The sequence below is a fragment of the Pseudovibrio sp. Alg231-02 genome (genome assembly GCF_900143565.1).
Lineage (GTDB): Bacteria > Pseudomonadota > Alphaproteobacteria > Rhizobiales > Stappiaceae > Pseudovibrio.
Map to the genome: position 1 here is coordinate 304,644 of NZ_FREX01000006.1, position 20,346 is coordinate 324,989.

Consider the following 20,346-nt stretch of genomic DNA (forward strand, 5'->3'; position numbering starts at 1 on the left):
CTCATGAATATCCAAAATGCTGCTTCAGGCTTTTTAGGTATCGACGCGAAACTGGGATCTTGGTTCCGCTGTGTGTCACCACTTCCGCTCCCGTTTCCTGCAACACAATCTCCGAAATCGCATCCGGTGAGACAAGGTACTGGCGGTGACAGCGGGCCAATGCGGTTCTTTGTTCCAGCACTTTAAGGGTAAGGTGTGTGTGCACATAAGACTCTGCTGTCGCCACATGGATTCCAGACAGGTCGCTAAATACATATTCAACGGCAGTCACCGGAACAACCTTCAGCTTGTTTCCAAGATAGCAGGGGAGGTGTTGAAGTTCCTGAGGAGTGATTTCTTCCATCAGTTGCGGACGCAGATCAGACCGGACACGACCAAGCGTCTTGGCGAGCCGGTCTTCTTCAACTGGTTTGAGCAGATAATCAAAAGCATGATGCTCAAATGCTTTGATGGCATACTCGTCGTAGGCGGTAGAGAACACGATACGCGGCATGGTTTCCGGGTCCAGCATGCCAATCATTTCCATGCCAGAGATCCGCGGCATCTGAATGTCGAGAAACACCAGTTGTGGCTTGTGTTTGTTTATAAACCCAAGGGCATCAATAGCATTACTGCATTCGCCGAGTACCTCAATCCCATCGGCCTCAGCGAGCAAGTCTTTCAGCTCCTCACGAGCGTATGGCTCATCATCGACAATCAAACAACTAATCATTGAGCTGCCTCCAACATAGGAGCGGGGAGTAGAATTGAAACACGGGTGAAAGCGTCTTCTTCCCATTCAATATGCAGGCCAAATTCCTCACCCCATTGTTTTTTTAAGCGTTTGTCGACCAGTGAAACCCCAAGTCCTTCGCGATTTTGCGGTGGCACATATAGCCCGGCATCATCTTCCACCCGAAGTTCCACCTGCTCATTGCTCAGGGCCCCGCTAATTCGAACACATCCACCGTCAATGCTTTGCGAAATACCATGCTTGATGGCGTTTTCAATGAGTGGCTGTAACGTAAACGCCGGAATTTTCAGAGACAGCAGTTCAACTGGGACATCCAACTCAACATCCAGTTTGTCCGGGAAACGAGCTTTCTCAATCGCCAGATACGCATCCACGTGGTCAAGTTCTTCACCAAGTGTGACAAGGCCTGAGGTGCGCTTCAGGTTAATGCGCAAAAACTTGGAAAGTTGCAGCAGCAATTCCCGTGCTTTCTCCGGGTCCCGCTTTGTGATGATTGCGATTGTATTGAGCGTATTGAACAAGAAGTGCGGGTTCACCTGCGCTTGCAGCAACTTCAACTCAGCCCGTGTTAAAAGGCTCTGCTTTTCTTCCAGCTCTCCATAAAGGATCTGGTTGGAAAGAAGCTTTGCAATGCCCTCACCAAGTGTTCGGTTGATATTCAGGAACAGCTTGTTCTTCTGCTCGTAGAGCTTGATTGTACCGATTACTTCGGAGTCGCTGTGCAGCGGAATAACAAGGCAGGACCCCAACTTGCAGGCAGACGACAGCGAACAGCCATAGGGCTCTTCAACACCATCTGCATACATAACCTTGTTTTGCTTGATGGCATCAAGAGTCAACTGAGAGGAGATCTCTGTTCCCGGTTTGTGATGATCCGATCCAATACCAATAAATGCAAGCAACTTGTTGCGGTCCGTAATTGCAACAGCCCCTACATTCGTCTCGTCTTTCACAATCTGGGCAACTTTGCCTCCGGAGACTTCATTCAGCCCCTTGGCCAAAACCCCAACACAACGCTCGGCAATCTTTAATGCCTGACTGGAAAAAGCTGATGACAGTTTATCAAACATCGTCTTTTGATCGCGAACAATGCTCATAAAAAACGCTGCGCCAAGTGAATTGACGAACAGCATCGGAGGCGCAATTTGCTGCACCAACGCAAGAGCCTGATCAAATGGCCGGGCCACAATCAGGATGATGAGCATCTGTACAACTTCCGCCACAAAGGTGAGGCCAAACACAAACATCGGGCGAAATAGCAACGCACGCTTGTTATGCGTGCGCAAATAAAATGCAGTCATTCCGGCCAGCAGGCCTTCTGAGGTGGTTGAGATCGCACAGGCCAGATCAGTAAACCCACCAAAACCGTAGCGGTGCAAACCGCCCGTCAATCCAATCAGAAAACCCGTGACCGGACCACCTAAAAGACCACCTAAAACCGCACCCATGGCACGCGTATTGGCAATAGCCCCGTCGACCTGCTCACCAAACGTCGTAGCAATCACACAAAAGCCAGAGAACACCAGATAAATAAGTACCTTGTGCGGTAGGCGAGGGGCGTCTTCCGTAAAGATCTTAAACAGCGGCGTTTTGCTGACCATATAAACGATCACCAAATACACACACATTTGCTGCAGCAGATGAAGAATGAGGGCCATTTGTTGGCTTTACTATTGTTTCTTGAATAAGCCCCAAAAGTGTACCGCCTCACAACAGATTTTCAATCCACCAAGCAGACCACGAACACCAAATTACTTTACCTCTAAAGTTTTGATATATTTGAGTTATTACGCCTGCCTAACTAAACGCGCGCAATTGTCGCGAAGCGTAAAGAACTAAATATATAGGAGACGTCGCTAGTTCTTGGCAGTGAGGATAGCTCTCTTGCTGGCAAAATTGATCTGTGGAGCGAGAATGAAGTGTGAGGATCACGTAAGGTCGTTAAGTTCCCAAAAGTGAAATTTCCTCAAGAACGTCGATCAACCGCAAGCTGGTTATAATGATAAATCTTCACAACCTCAGATAGGTTATGAATAAACGCAATCGCACGAAATAGCGATAAAGTAATTTATTGTATTATTGATTAAATATTTTAGCATTACGTTTGGTAACTTAAAAATTATCATCTTTAACAGCGTTGACTTTAAACCTCATTTAAAAAAGAATTCTAGCACCGCATGCAGTGTGCTTAGGTTAAATCTACACAAGGCATTGAAGAACCAAAAGAATTCTGATGTGCTTGCTCTGGAGGGGACGGCACTTCACCTGAACTTGGGGCTGTCGAAATGTTTGATTACTATGAGGAATCTCTTGCCGAATGTATCGATAAGCGCACTCGTTCTTCGCGAGCCACAACTAGTGCCATCGCCAGCCGGTTTCTGGGAGGAACCGACAGCCCAGAAAACTTGTGGGAACCTCTTAGAGGCAGCATTTACGCAGCCAGTATTGCTCTTACTCGCAGATTGAAGCCTACGCTTTTACTCAGTCCGGGTTCATCAAATTTGGGCAGTCTGATTAGCTCTTATCGGGCTCATTCTGAGGCATTCACTGCTGCAAGATCTAGGGCAACCTCTAAGCAAAGTATGCCTCAGGCCGCAGCTTTCATAGCCTCTTAGCCAATCAACTCCTTCAGTCATCCTTCAATGCCATTGAATGCATTCGTGCATGCGATGTCAGGCTTTAATTGGCCGCACCATAAAACCAAGCAGCATTAAACACCCAAACTTTGTATAACGGGAGAGACAAAGATGCCAAATTCAAACCAGCCCAACGATCAGTGGTGGGTTAATGACCAAACGCCGGATAATCCGTTTGGTAAAAGTGAAGATTACGAAGCTTACATCGATTACGTCAGTGCATTGCCTCGCAGCCTGACACCTGAGATTGCAGCGCAGCCGCTGGTGATCAATGTCAGCGGATTGAATGATTACCCGGAATACAAAGCAGCAGCTATTGGCGCTTTGGAGGTGTGGTCTGCTGTTACTCCTCTCCAGTTTGAAATTGTAGATGATGTGCCATTCGACTCTGAAACACAGTGGATGGAGGTCGTTAGTCCTGCGATAGGTGAGCAAAGCGACGGTAGCGCTTTCTCAAGCAACCGCTATGTCAGTATCGGTCAGAAGTTCCACGATACAGAGCCTAACAAAACCGACATCGGCGGTTATGTTTTTGACAGCTTCATCCATGAGTTCGGTCATGAATTTGGCCTGAATCACCCGGGTCTTTATAACTACAGCGGCCCTGGAGGCGTTCAGATCAACTATCTGAACAATGCGACCTGGATTTATGATCGTCAGCAATACAGCGTGATGTCCTATTTCGATGGCATTGACGTTGGAGAAACAACCCGCTGGTCAGCTTCCACGCCATTGATGGCGGATATCGAAGCCACCATCCGCCGCTTTTTCTCCGAGGTCGACGAGGATGGTGCACGGACTTACCAAAAGATCGATCTCAACACAGGTGACAACACGTACGGCTTCAACAGCACAGAGTATGGCTATGAGCTAACATCCTCTGGCATGCAGCACGATATCGGATTTACTATCCACGATACCGGTGGTGTTGATACCATTGACTTCTCCGGATCAACGGCAGGCACGATCCTTGATCTGCGTGCTGGTCAGTTCTCCAGCGTCAATGGTCACAGCAACAATGTGTCTATCTTTGCTGGCCACAATGCAGACCAGACCGAATACTACATCGAGAATGGCATCGGTAGTGAATACGATGACATCTTGATCGGTAACGATGGCGACAACGTTCTGGACGGTCGCGGCGGTGCTGACAAAATGGCTGGCGGCAAAGGGGACGATGTCTACTTCGTCGATTCCGCTGATGATATCGTACGCGAGGAAGCCGACGGCGGAAACGATACGATCATTGTGCTGAACAGCGACCTGGACCTGGGTGAAATCGAGAACGTCGAAAACATCATCTATGTGGGTGGCACTCCGACCCAACCAGTCGATACCGGTAACGACGACACCTCAAGCGATTCCGGTGATTCTCTGACCAGCCTCATCTTTGGTGATGAAGATAACAACACCCTTGAAGGTGGAGCTGGTGGCGACACGATCTTTGGTCTGGACGGTGATGACCTCATCATTGGTGGTCGTGACTCATTGGCCAGCCGTGATATCAACAACACCATTGCATTCGAAGATCTTGAAGATCAGACCGAAAGCGATGACGGAAATGACGTGCTTTATGGTGGTCGCGGCAACGATACCATCTTTGGTGGTGCTGGTGACGACATCCTCGATGGCGGCGACGGCGACGACACACTGATGGGCCAGGATGGTGTTGACATCTTCCGCGGTGGTGACGGCGTTGACACAGTGGACTACAGCCACGAGAGCCCATTCCAGCTGCTTGTCAATCTTGAGACCAATGTTGCCAGCGGTGGTACTGCATCAGGTGACACGTTCTATAGCATTGAAAACCTGATCGGCTCTGATGACCGTATTGACCGCTTCATCGGTACAGACGACAACAACCATTTCTGGGGTCGTGGTGGCGGCGATGTCTTCAACGGCGGCGGCGGCGATGACATCCTCGACGGCGGCAACGACGGTGACCTGCTGTATGGTGATGAAGGCAATGATACGCTCATCGGCGGTTCCGGTCAGGATTATCTTGACGGTGGCGAAGGAATCGACACAGTCGTTTACTCTGGAAGTTCTGAGGGAGTAACGGTTGATCTTGCCAACGGCACAGCACGCGGTGGCGACGCAGATGGTCCAGTCCAGATTGTAGGACGAGGCACAGTCATCAGGCATGATATCATCGTTGACGTTGAAAACGTTGTTGGCTCTTTCTTCGATGATCACCTCATCGGCAATGACCAGACAAACGAACTCTCTGGCGGTTCAGGTAACGACATTCTGACCGGTGGCGAAGGTGCTGACATCCTGAACGGTGGTCGCGGAAGTGATACTGCGGACTATTCCGACGCAACCAGCGGTGTCAATCTCAATCTGGGACGCGGCAAGTCAGAAGGTGACACTTACATCTCGATCGAGAACCTCTCAGGTTCTGGACATAATGATCGCATGAAGGGTGATAACGCTGCCAACACCTTGACTGGTCAGGGTGGCAACGATGTTCTTCGTGGTGGCAAAGGCGATGATGTCCTCTTCGGCGACTTCGCTGATCAAGGTGAACCTATCCCACGCCCAGGCATGGGTACAGGCTACGCGACGCTTGGTCCGGATGCGACGAACAACTCAATCGCGACTGCATTCGATATCTCCAATAACTTCTCTCTGACAGAAGATCCTGACATCTTCGATTCAACAACTGTTCTTCATACAACAGTTAATGCGACCGGAAATGGCCAAGGTGGATACTATGGTATCGAGCTTGCTGCAGGTACGACCATTACTGTCGATATCGACGGTATTGCAGATCCAAACGTCCATGACAGCTGGGTCAGACTGCTCGATGCTGATGGAAATATTGTCACCCAGAACGATGATGGCGGCGGAGATCCCGGCTCTACAAGCAACCGTGATTCAAGCATAGTCTTCGTTGTTGAAGAAACCGGCACCTACTACATTCTGGAGGGTGCTTGGTCACCGGACGTTCCAGGTGATGGTTGGTCAGAAGCAGTGCCAGAGGGTTCAACATACAAACTCAACGTATCAGTTGAATTCCCACCTGAGCCAATTCAGCCGGGTGAAGCTGGTAATGATAAGCTCTACGGCGGAAAAGGTAGTGACTTCCTTGACGGCGGCTTAGGTGCTGACATTCTGGTGGGTGGCGCAGGTGAAGATTCCTTCCGCTTCTCAACAGAGCTTGGCAACGACAATGTCGATAAGATCAAAGACTTCAGTGTTGGTGAGGATCTGATCCTTCTCGACAATGGTATCTTTGCTGAACTGGGCGGCACTGGCGCTCTTGATCTGACTGCATTCCACATGAGTGCTGCAGGTGTTAGCCAGGATGCTGCTGACCGCATCATCTACGATACCGACAGCGGTGCTTTGCTGTATGATGCAGATGGTTCAGGAGACATCGGTGCAATTCAGTTCGCACAGTTGAAGACTGGTCTGTCACTTTCTGCAGATGACTTCGTTATCGTCTGATAACTTACAAGAGGGGAGCTCTCATGCTCCCCTCTTGCTACCTTTATGCACCTAAACTGTTTTGATGACGCAATCCGATGGGGAAAAGAATGAAGCCTCTGATCAATCGTAGTGTAGCTTTGTTGGCAGCCGGTCTCCTGGCCGCTGGAACCGATGCGTATTCTAAGACCACCGAAGCGCAAGCATCAGACATTCGCGGTACCCTTACGTTCGCAGGCGATACAGAAATTCCCAAGGGCCAAATCAAAATCTACATTGAAGACACTGCCATCAAAGACAGTACACGAGAACTCACCACCCAGACCCATCTCAAAAGCTCAGGCAAATCAAAAACCATCGACTTTTCCGTCACTCGCCCCTCCAACATTCAGGCGTCACCAACACTCCGGATCATAGCCCAACTACAACGCCCCGACGGCTGGCTCCTCGCCCAAGGCAGCACGAAGATCAAGTCCAGCAAGCCATTGGGTATTATGCTTTACAGGACGATGTATTGATGAGTTACTGATGTGCTTACACTTGGTGTTTGTTTCACATGGACAGGTAGGTTGATTTAAGTGAAAGGCATTGTCCGTCATCGAATGAATTTAGACAGAATTAGCTTCTGAGTAGCAGAGTGTTTGGCCCGGTTTGCGTTTTGATTTTAAGCGGCTTGCGCGTGGTAGCACAAGCGACGGTTTTGAAGAGTTTTCCGTTTAATCATCTGACTGTGCTCCAGGACCTGCTTATGGCGTCCCCAATAGGCACCAGCCGGGGTTACGTTCCCAAGGCTCTCGTGATAGCGGTGGTGATTATAGTAATCGATGAACCTTTCAATCTGGGCTTCCAGATCCCCTGGCATGTAATAGTTCTCAAGCAAGATGCGGTTCTTCATGGTTTGATGCCAGCGTTCGATCTTGCCTTGGGTTTGCGGATGATAAGGAGCCCCCCTGACATGCTTCAGATCTTTTTCCTCCAGCCATTCGGCCAAGTGCGACGAGACGTATGAGCTGCCATTGTCAGAAAGTAGGCGCGGTCGATGAAGCACCTTTGGTTGCTCGCTGCCTGAGGCATCGAGCGCCAACTGAAGAGTGTCGGTGACGTCCTTGGCTTTCATTGTGGAACACAACTTCCAGGAAATGATGTAGCGGGAATAATCATCAAGCACGGTGGACAGATAAAACCACCCCCAGCCTATGATCTTGAAATAGGTGAAGTCAGTTTGCCACTGCTGATTTGGAGCCGTGGTTTTGTCCCTGAACTCATCAGTGGCCTTGATGACCACATAGGCCGGTGAGGTAAGAAGGTCCTGCGCTTTCAGCAACCGATAGACGGAAGCCTGTGAAACAAAATAGCCTTTTGTGTCTGTGAAGCGGACCGCGAGCTCTCGTGGTGACAAATCTGGCTCGTCTAGCGCCATCTCGATAATCTGTGCTCTGATCTCATCGGGAATACGGTTCCAGACCTTGGCGGGACGTGAAACTCTGTCCTCCAACGCTTCAACGCCGCCTTCCAGATAGCGATCATACCAAACATAGAACGTTGAGCGTGGAATACCCAGCAGCTCCAACGTGCGCTTGATTGGCTGATGTGATCCTTCAACCAGCCGGATAATCTCCAACTTCTCGTGGGCGGGATATCTCATTCGTCGTCTCCCCCATCCTCGAGCATGCTTTTTTTAAGAAGCCGCAGCTACAGAGCTTGTTCGGCGACCACCTCCTTGAGATCGCGTGCTTCTTTGCGCAGCACCTTGACCTCACCGGTGCTGACCTGACGGGCCGTATCAGCAGCAAGTCGCTTCTTACCAGCTTCCAGAAACTCCTTCGATCAGCTGTAATAAAGCCCCTGTGAGATGTCCTCTTGTCGGCACAACTCGGCAATACTGTCCTCACCGCGCAGTCCAGCCAGCACGATACGGATCTTGTCTTCAGTGGAATAGCGCTTTCGGGGCGTGCGCGGGATGTCTTTAACCGCCTCCTCAGCTGCAGCGCTGGCGGTCCTTGTGTATTGCCCCATTGTTCACTCCTAATCTAGTGATCATGGGCCAAAACACTCCCTTACTCAAATCGATCGATCTGTCCATAAGGCTCGCCGATAAACAACTTTGCCTTTCCTGTATGAAATTGGAAACCAGTTGAGTTAACAATTACCTTCGCCTCTGCGATGCAGCGAATGCTCAGTTTGTCTGTTGTGTTGCAGCTCGCAGACAATGTGATCCGAGGCAACTAATCACATCTGCAGTTAAGGTGAGTTTGGCCTTTCTGAGAGATATCGACGACTCGATGAAAAAATCAGGCTGTTTGCAATTTGAGGATTGCGTGAATTTTACCGTTGGCTGCGTTAGCACTCATATCTGAGCAACTTCAACTCGCTCAAGGGCTAGACACTTCACTATTTCATAGTCCATCTTGCTTAGATATACCTAATAATGGCTGAAATATGAAACCTTGTACCTTGAGTATATGCAAGATGAATTCAGTTTTATATTTGTAATATTTTATCACTTAGTATTCACACATCATGACATTTTTTAATTTACTGTTAATTTATTTAAAGAAGATACTGTTTTGTAGAGATTTTATTTGCATCTCCCTTAAAGTAATAGCAGATGAATCATAGCCAATGGACAGTAAATAGTGACTCTGCGCTTTCAACGGTCGGTTTTAGTTCTAGGATTATTGTTATGGGCTTGTCCTGACGCATATGCGCAGGCTGTGATTGATGATGATAATCCCTTGGGCCCAAACCAGACGGTTGGCGGGCCCGGTTCCACACATGGAGATACTTGGAATGTTGGCGGCACGCTCGTCGTTGGTGACAACGGAGCTGGCACGTTAACTGTTCAACAAGGCGGAGACTTAACCAGTGATGTAAGCACGTTAGGTACGAATGGCTCATCAGGAACGGTGACAGTTACTGGCAGTGGTTCTACATGGACTGCAGATGGTAATCTTCGTGTTGGGCGTGGAGGGACGGGTATCTTCAATATTGAAGATGGAGCTACTGTTGCTAGTACTCAGGGCCGTGTTGGAGTGCTTGGGTCTCAAGGCACAACGACGATTACCGGAACTGGATCTTCATGGACCATTGATAACGACTTGATCGTTGGGAATGGTGGAACGGGCGATCTGATTGTCGAACAAGGTGGAGCTCTTATTACAGGTGAAAGCTCCGTTGGCGAAAACAATGGCGGTAGTGGCACTGGAGTTGTTACTATTCGAGATGCAGGTTCAACTTGGGATCTGAGTGATCGTTTGCGTGTTGGTATAGCTGGTACTGGTACTGTCAATGTTGAAAATGGCGCTAGCGTTACAAGTACAGATGGACAGCTTGGCGTTTCTAACAATTTAGGTACAGTGAATGTAACTGGAGCAGGATCAACCTGGAATGTTTCTGACGAGCTTGTAGTTGGAGCAACTGGAGCTGCTGGTGGCAACTTGAATATCTCTGATGGTGGTTCGGTTACCTCGCAAGACTCTATTGTTTCTGAATTTGCAAGCAGTAATGGAGCGGTGACAATCTCTGGTTCGGATTCAATCTGGACTGTTTCAGGAAACATAATCATTGGCCGACAAGAAGATGCAACCATTACCGTTTCCGATGGTGGGACGCTTGATACGCGTGCGAACAACACGATGGGTCTCTTCAATGGTACGGGCTCAGTTGTTGTTACGGGCACGGGCTCGAACTGGACGGCTGCAACCAATATTGTGGCAGGTCGTTCAGCTCGCGCGACCATCACACTCTCTGATGGTGGTGTTTTAGAGATTACTGGCGGAAATCGCAGATTGGTACTTGGTCAAGAAGCTGGGGCTCGTGGAACATTAAATATTGGTTCCGCGACCGGTGAGGCGGCAACAGCAGCTGGTACGTTCATTGGCAATCAAGTACGCCTGACAGCTAATCGTGATGTGATCGTCTTTAATCATACGAGTACAGATTACACATTTGATGCTGGGCTCTTCGGAGACGGCGATGTTCTCATTGAGAGCGGCACAACCACATTGACAGGGAACAACAGCTCTTACTCAGGAACCAACACGATCACGGGTGGGACGCTTCGCGTTACAGATATTGATCAACTGGATGATAGCTCTACTGTACTTAATGGTGGGAGGTTTTTATATGCTGACACAGCAGGTGGCTCAACCTCTGCACTAACGATTGGCAGTAGCGATGGAACGATTGAGGTCTCGGAGAGCTCTGCCACTTTTACAGTTTCAAGCGAGTTGACAGGAACAGGCAGCCTTAGCAAAGACGGGGCCGGCGTTCTTCGTTTGACCGGCATGAATGATTATAGCGGTGGCACGACCATAACTGATGGAAGTGTGCAGGTTGATGATATCAACAGTTTGGGAACAGGCACGACGACACTTGATGGCGGAACGCTGAGCTACAGCGGAACAACAAGTGCCACATATTCAAATCTTGTCTTAAGTGCTGCAGGCGGCGCCTTGGAAGTTACTGAGAGTTCTGAGACACTTGAGGTTAGCAGCGATCTTTCGGGAACAGGGATCCTAACCAAGCAGGGCAGCGGGACATTGGTTCTCTCTGGGACGAACAGCTACAGCGGTGGGACTGTTATTTCAGCGGGAGTACTGCAAGTTGATGACCTGAACCGTCTTGGCACGGGATCTACTACCCTCAATGGTGGGGCTCTCAATTACACAGGTACAAGCGCTGTCACCCTCGCCGATTTGGTTTTAGGTTCCGCTGACAATACGCTTGATGTCAGCAACAGTGTAGCGAGTATTACGGTTTCGAGTGACCTTTCGGGCACGGGCAGCTTAACCAAGAGCGGAGCCGGTACTCTCATCCTCACCGGTACCAACACCTATAGCGGCGGAACAACAGTTTCATCGGGAACGCTGCAAGGCGATAGCTTAAACATTCAGGGAGACATGTCTGTCGCCAATGGGGCTACTGTGGCCTTTACTCAAGCGACAAACGGAACCTATAGCGGAGACCTTTCCGGCTCTGGTGCACTAACGAAGACCGGATCTGGTATATTGACCTTATCAGGCAACAACTCCAGCTACTCCGGTATTATCTCCGTTAATGGCGGTGGGTTGTCGATCTCGGCTACCAATCAGCTGGGTACGGGGACCACCACACTCAATGGCACCTCCCTCAGCTATACAGCAAGCACCAATGCCACCTTATCGACCGTGGCTTTGGGGTCAGGTGCCAGTACGTTCGATGTGACTAGTGCCGCAGGTACTCTGACGCTTTCCGGCAACTTGGCCGGTGCAGGCAGCCTGATCAAGACCGGAGCAGGCACTCTTGTCCTATCCGGCACCAACACCTTTAGCGGCGGGGCGACCGTTTCTGTGGGAACCTTGCAGGTCTCTCAGGTCTCTCAGTTGGGCACAGGAACCACCACACTGGACGGAGCCACGCTGGCTTTTAGCGGAACTGGAACGCAAAGCTATGACGCGCTGACCGTTGGAGCTTCCGGGGGTACGGTAGAGGTGCAAAACGTTAACAGGACGTTGCAGCTTACGAACACTGTAACCAGCACAGGAGCCTTCACCAAGGCGGGCAGCGGATCGCTTGTGTTCAATAGCAGTAGCAACTCATTTGGAGCGGGCCTGACAGTTCAGCAAGGAACGTTGCTGATTGGCGATACGACAGACTTTAACACTGCATCTGTTCAAGCAGGTTTTACAATTGCCTCTGGAGGGCGTCTGGGCGGGCATGGAACTGCAAGTGGCAGTGTGACACTGGATGGCGGCGTTATCGCACCCGGCGCTTCGTTCGGCATAATCACGCTCGGCAGTCTGGATGCGACTGGCACTGGCGGCACGCTGGAAATGGAGTTTGGCTCTGATCCGGTATCTGGAATGACAAATGTTGATCAAATCCAGATCCTCGCGGGTGGTAGCGTGGACCTGAATAACATAACCCTTAATCTCGTTAACGTCATGGGTCCAACACCAGTCAAGATCGGCGATGAGTTCGTCATTATCGACAATCTCTCCGCACCAGGGACAGAGCCACCGACAGGCACATTCAGTTCAGTCAACCATGACATGTTCATGTTAGATGTGAACGTTATCTACGGTATCCCAGGAGACGCAAACGATGTTGCAATCCAGTTCATCCGAAGCTCCAATAACTTCGATGGCCTGGCAGATACACGCAACGAGTATGCAGTCACACAGGCATTGGATTCCATTAATGAGAGCGGCGAACTCTTCACACAGCTTGCCCCCATGAACAACGCTCAGATTAAAGCTCTTCTCGATCCCCTTGCTGGTGAAATCAACGCTTCAACCCGTGCAATCCTTCTTGCAGACAGCCGCTTCCTGAGACAAGCGGTGAATGACCGCCTTTACAAGGCCCACAGCGCTTTTGCTGCAGACGTGGATGACGATACCGTTTCCCGAACAGTTGGCCCCTTTGAGATGTGGGGACAGGTCTACGGCAGCTGGGGTCAATTCTTCTCCGATGGCAATGCTCGCACCACAGGTAGAAGCGTCGGCGGCGTTCTGGTTGGTGTTGATGCGACCTACTTTGACATGGTGCAGCTGGGTGTGGTTGCAGGCTTCGGCAGAACATCCATCGACATCAGCTCCATCGATGCCTCATCTGACAGTGACAGCTACAGTGTCGGCGGCTACGCCAGTGCCAATCCGATCGACAACGTCAAACTGCGTGGAGGTGTTGCAGGTACATGGTACAACATTGCAACTGATCGCGATGTAAGCCTCTTCCCGGAAGAAACACTGTCATCTGACCAGTTCGCCGGTTCTGTGCAGGTGTTTGGTGAGCTTGGATACACGTTGGAAAGCACCTACGGCAATCTGGAGCCTTTCGCAGGGGTTGCCTATGCTTACCTGTCCGGCCCCGGCTTCAACGAAACCGGCGGCGCAGCAGCACTCAAAGCAGATGGGCAGTCCAACTCCCTCACTTTCCTGACACTGGGAACACGCGGCGAGTTTGACCTTTCCAACTACCTTTATGGGGACACAAGCTTTGTTGGCTTGGCTGCATGGCAATACTCTTCCGCTGATACGCTCGACTACACCCAAAGCTTCATCGACAGCGGCAACCCTTTCACCGTCGCCAGCGTCCCAATCGCCCGCAACGTGGCCCTGATCGAAACCGGCCTTGAATCCCGGCTGGCCGAGCACATCCAACTCAACATCAACTACTACGGCCTCCTCGCCGACCAAACCCTAGACCACGGCGCCAACGCAAGACTGTTCGTGCAGTTTTAAGCTGAGAAACGGAGTGCGCCCACAAGTGTTGGGCAGCTGCTTAGAACTGGCTGATCTGTTTGCTATTTTGCGTTAAGCTCGAACTGACGCGGTCTAGTTCTTCATTTGGCTCAAGGTTCGCCTTGTTGGAAACAGCTCGACGACCTGGCTGTGGGAGGAAAGTAATTTATCACTCTAAATAGAGAGATTTTCTTCGCTTTTCACCTCAAACTCAAACAAAATTCATTCTCCCCGCGATAAAGATGAAATCGAAATTAAGGTTCGATTTCATAATGACTTAGCTAACTTGTGCACAATCCTTGATGGAAGCATTTGAGTGTCCGGTAATGGGGTGGACCGCCTGTTCCCCCGAGGCGCAGGCTCTATAGTGATCCTGTTCTCATGAAACCGGAGCAGTCCCATGACCACAGAACTTCTCTCCGTCGGCATCGACATTGGCAAAGACACATTGCACATCGTGGGTTCAATGATGATGGTAGCTACGCTTTTCGGAAAAAGATCAAGCGTCTGTCCCTCGTGGCTACGTTCGAGAAGCTGCCGCGCTGTATTGTGGGCATGGGGGCGTGCATGAGTGCGCATTTTGTTAGCCGAACATTACGCAAACTGGGGTTCGATCCGCGTATCATCGCCGCCAAATACACTAAGCCCTTCGTCAAAGACCAGAAGAACGATTACAACGATGCTGAGGCTATTGCTGAAGCTGTGCTGCGGCCCAATTTGAATTATGTGCAGGAAAAGAGCCAGGATCAGCTCGATCTGCAGGCTCTGCACCGGGTCCGGTCCCGATTGGTCTCGCGTCGTACCGCCACCATCAACCAGATCCGGGCCTTCCTGTTAGAGCAGGGAATTGCGGTGCGCACAAGCAGCAGCAGCCTGAGAAACTCTCTGTTCGCCATTCTCGACGATCGCGCCAATGAGATTTCTTCGCGCATGCACGACATCCTGATCGGCCTTTATGAAGACTGGCTAGAACGGGCATCCAAGCGAATGCATAAGAAAAAACTGGCCGTCGCCCTAGCCAATAAGCAGGCAAGGATCGCCTAGAGTGTAATGTATAATTGCACGGAGTTTGACAACCATACAACCGACATGGAGGCGATCTAATCAGAACCTCCTTAAAAGTTCGCGACAGAGCATAAGCATGGAACGGAAGAAAGAACGCACCCAAAGTCAGAGAGCCATAATGGCTCTAAGTAACCTGTTCAGTAATTAGACTGTAGGTACGTGCGTATTACCATCAAGGCCACGGTCTGCGTATCGATAAACAGGTTGGATACATAGTATCTACTTCTAGGTTACAAGTAAAAATTCTCTTGCGAAATGCAGGTGGTCCATACTTCTAGACATTCTTGACAAGTAGCAGCTGACCAAAAGCCGACATTGGTTTGGATAGAGTCATCTCGCCAGAATTGTGTTCTTGCTACCTCTGATTGATTATGCATCAAACTGATACCGTGATGGAAAGTGTAATTGGCTTAGATACAGACCCAATACTACTAATCATAGTTTGAGGTGGTTATTGATGCCGGATGCAGTAGCTTAATCGTAATAGTTTGGAGCATGCCGCAGAGTTGCCCACTGCTCACTATCATGCCCGTAAATGACAATAGCCGCGTTTTCTTGATTTGCCATGTCACAGATTTTCTGCGTGCTAGCCCGTATTCGCGCTTCGTCATCCATGTCAGTGATATACATCACCCGCGTTCTGGCATCTGCCATTGAACTGTGCATCACAGCATCAATAGCAAGCAGGATCGGTCCAGATTTGGGCAAGCGGACAAGTAGGGATTGATGACCTGGGACGTGACCGCTCGTCTCTAAGAGCTCAACACCAGGTACCAGCTCCATGTCTCCTTCGACGACGCGGTAGTTAAGCAATGGATCATCCCACATGTCTCTGTTGGCAGCAAAACGGGGATGTCCACTCTTAGCAAGATCGAAGTGCTCACGTTGTACGATCAACTCCGCATCGATGAAAAGGTCATGGTTGCCCGAATGATCATCGTCTAGATGCGAGCAAATAAGATAATTAATGTCCGTAGGAGAAAGCCCAATTGACGAAAGACGGGCGACAATAGAATCCTCGGGCAACATTTTGACTGTGAGACCCAGCGGATTTTGGGGGTTGTTAATAAAGGATCGTGGCCAACCCGTATCAACGAGAATATTGACGTTCGCATCTGTTTGGATGACGTATCCAGGGACAGGAATGTTGCCGGGTTGCATAGTGCCCAATGGAAGCAAATATAGTCGCATAAGTCAGATCCATTCATAAATGCTTGGTTGATGCAATAGTGTGCTAAATCTGATAACTCACAACAATGGGTTTCACCGGCCTTTTACAAACGGATTAACCGCAAAACCAACCAATCTTAAAAGCTGTGTCGTTAGTTGCTTATTGAGCCAAGAACTTGTGGAGTGAGCTCGAGGTAACTTGTCGGTTCCGACTTAAAAATCCGGCGTGCCAAAACCTCTAGTACGCGGATCGCCATAAACTCTAGTTCTTCAGCGACAAAGTTGAGCATAATTTCTGGCGCAACCACCTGATCAGGGAAAAACGCAGCTAAATCACGATCCGATAATAGCTTTTGTGCTTCTTCCGGTGTCATCTTGCGTAGACGTTCAGCGAGTTTAGGATCATCGATTTCAGCGATGTTGTTGGCAAGTTCTTCCAATTGAACTCGTTCGGGGGTCATTCGTCGCTCACTGTTGGCAAGAAAAACGGGATCCAACACGTTGTTTAAGATAAGCTTACCACGCAGAGCACGCCGATCATAACGCCCACCATGAGCGTCAAATGCTGTTTGTCCAAATACCCAGGCAGATTTGTCGATCGCACCTGAAACCCTGCCTTCATTCTTTTGGCTACGGAGTCGGTTGACGTATATGGGGCGCACACGTTCTCTGGCCAGAATCTGACTAAATGGCAAGGGACCTATCACCTTGCCACCGCTTGTTCTGTAGATTAGCGCGTTAGCTGGAATGATAAACTCGGCAAGCTCGGGTAACCGCATCGTCCACTTACTGGTTTGCATGTATGCTTGTATGTCGCCAGAGAAACCCGACTTCAACTCGTGTATTTGCTTAGGCTCAAGTGTAGGTGGTCTGTCTTTACCGCGTGGACGGCCAGTAAACACCGCCAAAGTCCCATCAGACATATCGACCGATGGCTTGATGACACGGTCAAACATACGGGCTTTGGGCCCCAGGATGAACAAGGGCTCACCAGGTCCTTTATGCAAGCGGCTAAAATCGGAGAGCATTTCCAACTGCCGCTCACGCATCAATACTTCAAAAAGTAACCCTTTCATATGACCTATGTAAGCAGCATTGATCCGCGTGGGGCGGTAGGCCGAGATATCCATCACGTGATGAGCTAGATCGTCAGCCGAACCCGACTTGATAAGTTCTTTCAGAACCTCGCGAATTTCTCCACGCATACTGGAGCCGTCTATAAAATGAGCCATCTCTGCTGCAGACAGATCGAAGAGAGGTCGCAACATAACCTCAGGGTCGCGCGGGCGCATGACTTGCTCGCCGCCCGGCAAGATGACACGGCCATGCATCCTGCTCAAAGGATTGGAAACGAAGGTGTGCCTAAAATCTGGGTGAGCGACTTCACAAGACAAAATCTCACGTTGGCGTCGGGTGGAAATCGTATTTTTAATAATGTCTCGGAAGTCTGGTCCAAAGTAATCGCGCAGTAATCGTCGCACATGTATGTGATAATTTATGCGACTATCGACAATACCATACTCTTCTTCGTGGATTATGCGTATCAACCAGTGTGTGGGAGAGACCAAGCCATGGGTGTCTTTGATGTGGTGTTGGTGTAGGTCCTCAGGAATAAAGCGGCGATTATTCGCGGAAATCATGCTTCCGACCGACATGGGCAGTCCGACGAGTTTGCGTAAGATCTCAGAACGCCGCTTCATCTCTTCATTTGTTGGTCTTTCCCACAATAGATAGCGCTTCGCTAAATCTATCATGAACTCAAAGTCTGCCTGAGTGATAGTGCCCGAGCGTAAGTTGTTATTTAACGCTTCGTCTGCTGTTTGACCCTTGTGCGCATGTCTTGCGTTTAAACCAACCTTACGTTTGCTTTTCAGTCCTTTAGGCTTTGAACTTTTAGGTTTTAACACTTAAAAAAACTCCGCAGTTTGTGCGGGGGGAGATTCAAAATCAGCCACATCCCATACATCGTAGACTGTTTTGCCCAACATTGCGGCGAAGCTGACATTTGTGGCAACTTCAGCGGCCTTAAGACTGGCGGCCAAGCTCTTAGGTAACTTTGTCCCGCTGTTAAGCAACGACCGGCTCATAAATGGGAGTAAACCGAGACCCAAAAGCGCCAAATCCGCTCTAGTCAACTTACGCCCAAAGGCATCGCGTCCGGTGCTCACCCCCCAAACAAACTCTGCGATGTCTGCTGCATCCCCAATAAAAGGTATCATGCGAAAGGCGGTGTCGAGCAGATCGACTTGTAACTCTTCCGATATAAGTTGCGCCCGAGAGCGCTGACCTTCTGGCTCGAGCCATTCGAACTTGTCTGGAAAGATCCCGCGATGTATCCCTCCCTCTTCAGGCATCTCAGGCGGCGTTTTCACCTCCATACAGGCAACCATATTCGCACCCAGAACATGCTGTAGTTCTCGGCTACCTGTGGCATCGCGCGTACCCGTTCGGTATTCAGCCATCCGCGCGGTAATTTCGGTAATCCCCGGAGACGAAAGTGTTACACGCACTGATGGGGTTTTTATGATCAGGATCGGTGGTGCTCCTTGTTTGTCCGGCTCCGGTGCAAGTAGCCAATGTACACTGTTACTGACAGCAGCATTGTTCACAGCTACAGACTTTACGTCCTCTTCTTCTCTTTCCTCTTCGGACATCGCACCGAAAAACTGAGTAACCGGAATGCCGACCCATTTCATCAGATCACTACGTTTCTCCATCCTTTGCGCCAGAATATTAACCTCAAATGCCGCATTAAAATCACTGTGACTGGTTTCTTCATGTACCGGCCGCCCCAGCACTGCCTCGCGTAGGTCACGGTTAAACCATGGGTCTTTTTGCATTGTTGGTACACGGACATCGACTGCAATCAGCGACTTAAGATGCACCAGCCGTACTCCCCAAGGTTTTGGGTCGAACTTCACCTCATCCCCTGTGAGGCATAGATTAGCCATGAGGAAGTAGGAAGCGGCATAGAGCTCAGCATAGAGCATTGGCTTATCTTTCCTGACGAGTTCCATCGGCTGGAAGAAATCGCTCACCGCATAACTCTGACGAGCAAAACTGTGATCCATATGGATCATGTCGAGTAGTTCCCCAACACTCAGATCACTCACCACATTGTCGAAGTCGAGCATCAGTGCGGCGAGTCTTTCCATTTCTGGTGCCGGTTGAAGGCCTGCCAGTTTGTCAGAATGAACATAGCTGGCCAAAATTGTGCGCGGACTGACCGCCTCACCAATCCGCGGGATGCGCCAGGGAGATTGAATGCGAATTATTTGCAGGTCCGGTGTGTATCCGCGCAAAGCAGCGCTTGCATTACCATCGCCATATTTCCCTCCTGGCATCAATTGGCGAATTTTATCATCTGGTTTAACCGAGATCCCTGGTCCTGCATAAATGCGGATCTGATCAAATCTGCGCTGCGGTGGCAGCTTGAAAGGGAGGGCTCCACCGCTGGGTTGAACAAGTCCAGCAAGTGCATTTCCGAACGCGCTGAAGTAACGGATGGCATCCTCTTCGCGCCCGGTCTCCCCCTTAACAGCGTCGAGAGGCGGTAGCTCTTGGACGGGGTGATATGACCATGACACGGGCGGTGGTGTAGATTTATCAAGCCTCCGGTCTGTAATCTCAATTTTGTGTCTGATCGGAATTGTACCGATGGAAACATGAACTATATGTTGCAGTTCAAAGCCGTTCTTTGTCGTCACGACCCTAAAGCGCGAACTCGCTTTAACATCATTGGCTGGAATGACCATGTTAGCCCTCTCCTGGAGATATGTCTGGGCCCGCAAGGTCTCCCGCAAAGCGCATTGTTACGCGCAAATGTGCCTTCGATCCGCCTCCTGTTATCGCCATACCACCATCAACTGAGGGCGACAGACCGAAGGCAATTTCGGTCTCTTCGGGAGCTCCCTCTTCAACTTCTTGCATGCTAGCCTCGACCGCACTGGCTATGGAAGAGAGTACCTTGAGCGCATCATCCAGCGAGCCACTGCTGCTGCTATCAGTTTCAACCGCAAACTCAACATCAGAGCCTGATGGGGTGGAGAATCTCTGTACTTTAACCATTACTTGTTCCCGTGTGTTG

At 50.0% G+C, this 20,346-nt stretch carries 9 protein-coding genes and 2 pseudogenes; 4 read left to right on the forward strand and 7 right to left on the reverse strand.

The annotated features are described in order from the left end of the window. Position 1: 1 nt before the first annotated feature. Both btsR and DHN43_RS17530 read right to left on the reverse strand, forming a co-directional pair. Positions 2 to 712 carry a two-component system response regulator BtsR gene (btsR, locus tag DHN43_RS17525; protein WP_108819460.1) on the reverse strand — a complete coding sequence of 237 codons (711 nt, stop codon included), beginning with the start codon at positions 710 to 712 and terminating at the stop codon, positions 2 to 4. Further along, on the reverse strand, positions 709 to 2,391 hold the full coding sequence (locus DHN43_RS17530) for a sensor histidine kinase (RefSeq protein WP_108819461.1): 1,683 nt from the start codon (positions 2,389 to 2,391) through the stop codon (positions 709 to 711). The genes btsR and DHN43_RS17530 overlap by 4 nt, the downstream gene beginning before the upstream one ends. Positions 2,392 to 3,480: 1,089 nt before the next feature. Here DHN43_RS17530 and DHN43_RS17540 point away from each other — a divergent pair. Further along, positions 3,481 to 6,822: a M10 family metallopeptidase C-terminal domain-containing protein gene (locus tag DHN43_RS17540; RefSeq protein ID WP_108819463.1), complete on the forward strand. Its 3,342-nt coding sequence runs from the start codon at positions 3,481 to 3,483 to the stop codon at positions 6,820 to 6,822. An 89-nt stretch (positions 6,823 to 6,911) separates the two neighbouring features. Next, entirely contained in the window at positions 6,912 to 7,319 is a 408-nt protein-coding gene (locus DHN43_RS17545) for a hypothetical protein (RefSeq protein WP_108819464.1), read from the forward strand. Between the two features lie 146 nt (positions 7,320 to 7,465). On the opposite strand, the pseudogene DHN43_RS17550 reads toward DHN43_RS17545, so the two are convergent. Further along, a pseudogene (locus DHN43_RS17550) lies at positions 7,466 to 8,817 on the reverse strand (IS3 family transposase). 698 nt (positions 8,818 to 9,515) lie between these two features. Here DHN43_RS17550 and DHN43_RS17555 point away from each other — a divergent pair. Continuing rightward, a complete protein-coding gene (locus tag DHN43_RS17555; protein WP_159096915.1) occupies positions 9,516 to 14,024 on the forward strand; it encodes an autotransporter domain-containing protein in 4,509 nt (1,502 codons plus the stop codon). Positions 14,025 to 14,424: 400 nt separating this feature from the next. Further along, positions 14,425 to 14,993 (forward strand): annotated as a pseudogene (locus DHN43_RS17560) (IS110 family transposase); the annotation flags it as partial. Positions 14,994 to 15,563: 570 nt separating this feature from the next. Here DHN43_RS17560 and DHN43_RS17565 read toward each other — a convergent pair. The 4 genes from DHN43_RS17565 to DHN43_RS17580 form a co-directional block, all read right to left on the reverse strand. Continuing rightward, a complete protein-coding gene (locus tag DHN43_RS17565; RefSeq protein ID WP_108819466.1) occupies positions 15,564 to 16,280 on the reverse strand; it encodes an N-acyl homoserine lactonase family protein in 717 nt (238 codons plus the stop codon). A 131-nt stretch (positions 16,281 to 16,411) separates the two neighbouring features. After that, entirely contained in the window at positions 16,412 to 18,166 is a 1,755-nt protein-coding gene (locus DHN43_RS17570; protein ID WP_108819467.1) for a hypothetical protein, read from the reverse strand. After that, positions 18,167 to 20,014, reverse strand: a complete 1,848-nt coding sequence (locus DHN43_RS17575; RefSeq protein WP_108819468.1) for a hypothetical protein — start codon at positions 20,012 to 20,014, stop codon at positions 18,167 to 18,169. It abuts the gene before it with no gap. 1 nt (position 20,015) lies between these two features. Next, positions 20,016 to 20,327, reverse strand: coding sequence for a CU044_2847 family protein (locus tag DHN43_RS17580; RefSeq protein WP_108819469.1), 312 nt, complete (start codon positions 20,325 to 20,327; stop codon positions 20,016 to 20,018). Between the last annotated feature and the right edge of the window lie 19 nt (positions 20,328 to 20,346).

Coding starts and splice junctions, on each gene's coding strand:
- btsR (WP_108819460.1), bottom strand. CDS start 712: ATGATTAGTTGTTTGATTGTCGATGATGAGCCATACGCTCGTGAGGAG.
- DHN43_RS17530 (WP_108819461.1), bottom strand. CDS start 2,391: ATGGCCCTCATTCTTCATCTGCTGCAGCAAATGTGTGTGTATTTGGTG.
- DHN43_RS17540 (WP_108819463.1), top strand. CDS start 3,481: ATGCCAAATTCAAACCAGCCCAACGATCAGTGGTGGGTTAATGACCAA.
- DHN43_RS17545 (WP_108819464.1), top strand. CDS start 6,912: ATGAAGCCTCTGATCAATCGTAGTGTAGCTTTGTTGGCAGCCGGTCTC.
- DHN43_RS17565 (WP_108819466.1), bottom strand. CDS start 16,280: ATGCGACTATATTTGCTTCCATTGGGCACTATGCAACCCGGCAACATT.
- DHN43_RS17575 (WP_108819468.1), bottom strand. CDS start 20,014: ATGGTCATTCCAGCCAATGATGTTAAAGCGAGTTCGCGCTTTAGGGTC.
- DHN43_RS17580 (WP_108819469.1), bottom strand. CDS start 20,327: ATGGTTAAAGTACAGAGATTCTCCACCCCATCAGGCTCTGATGTTGAG.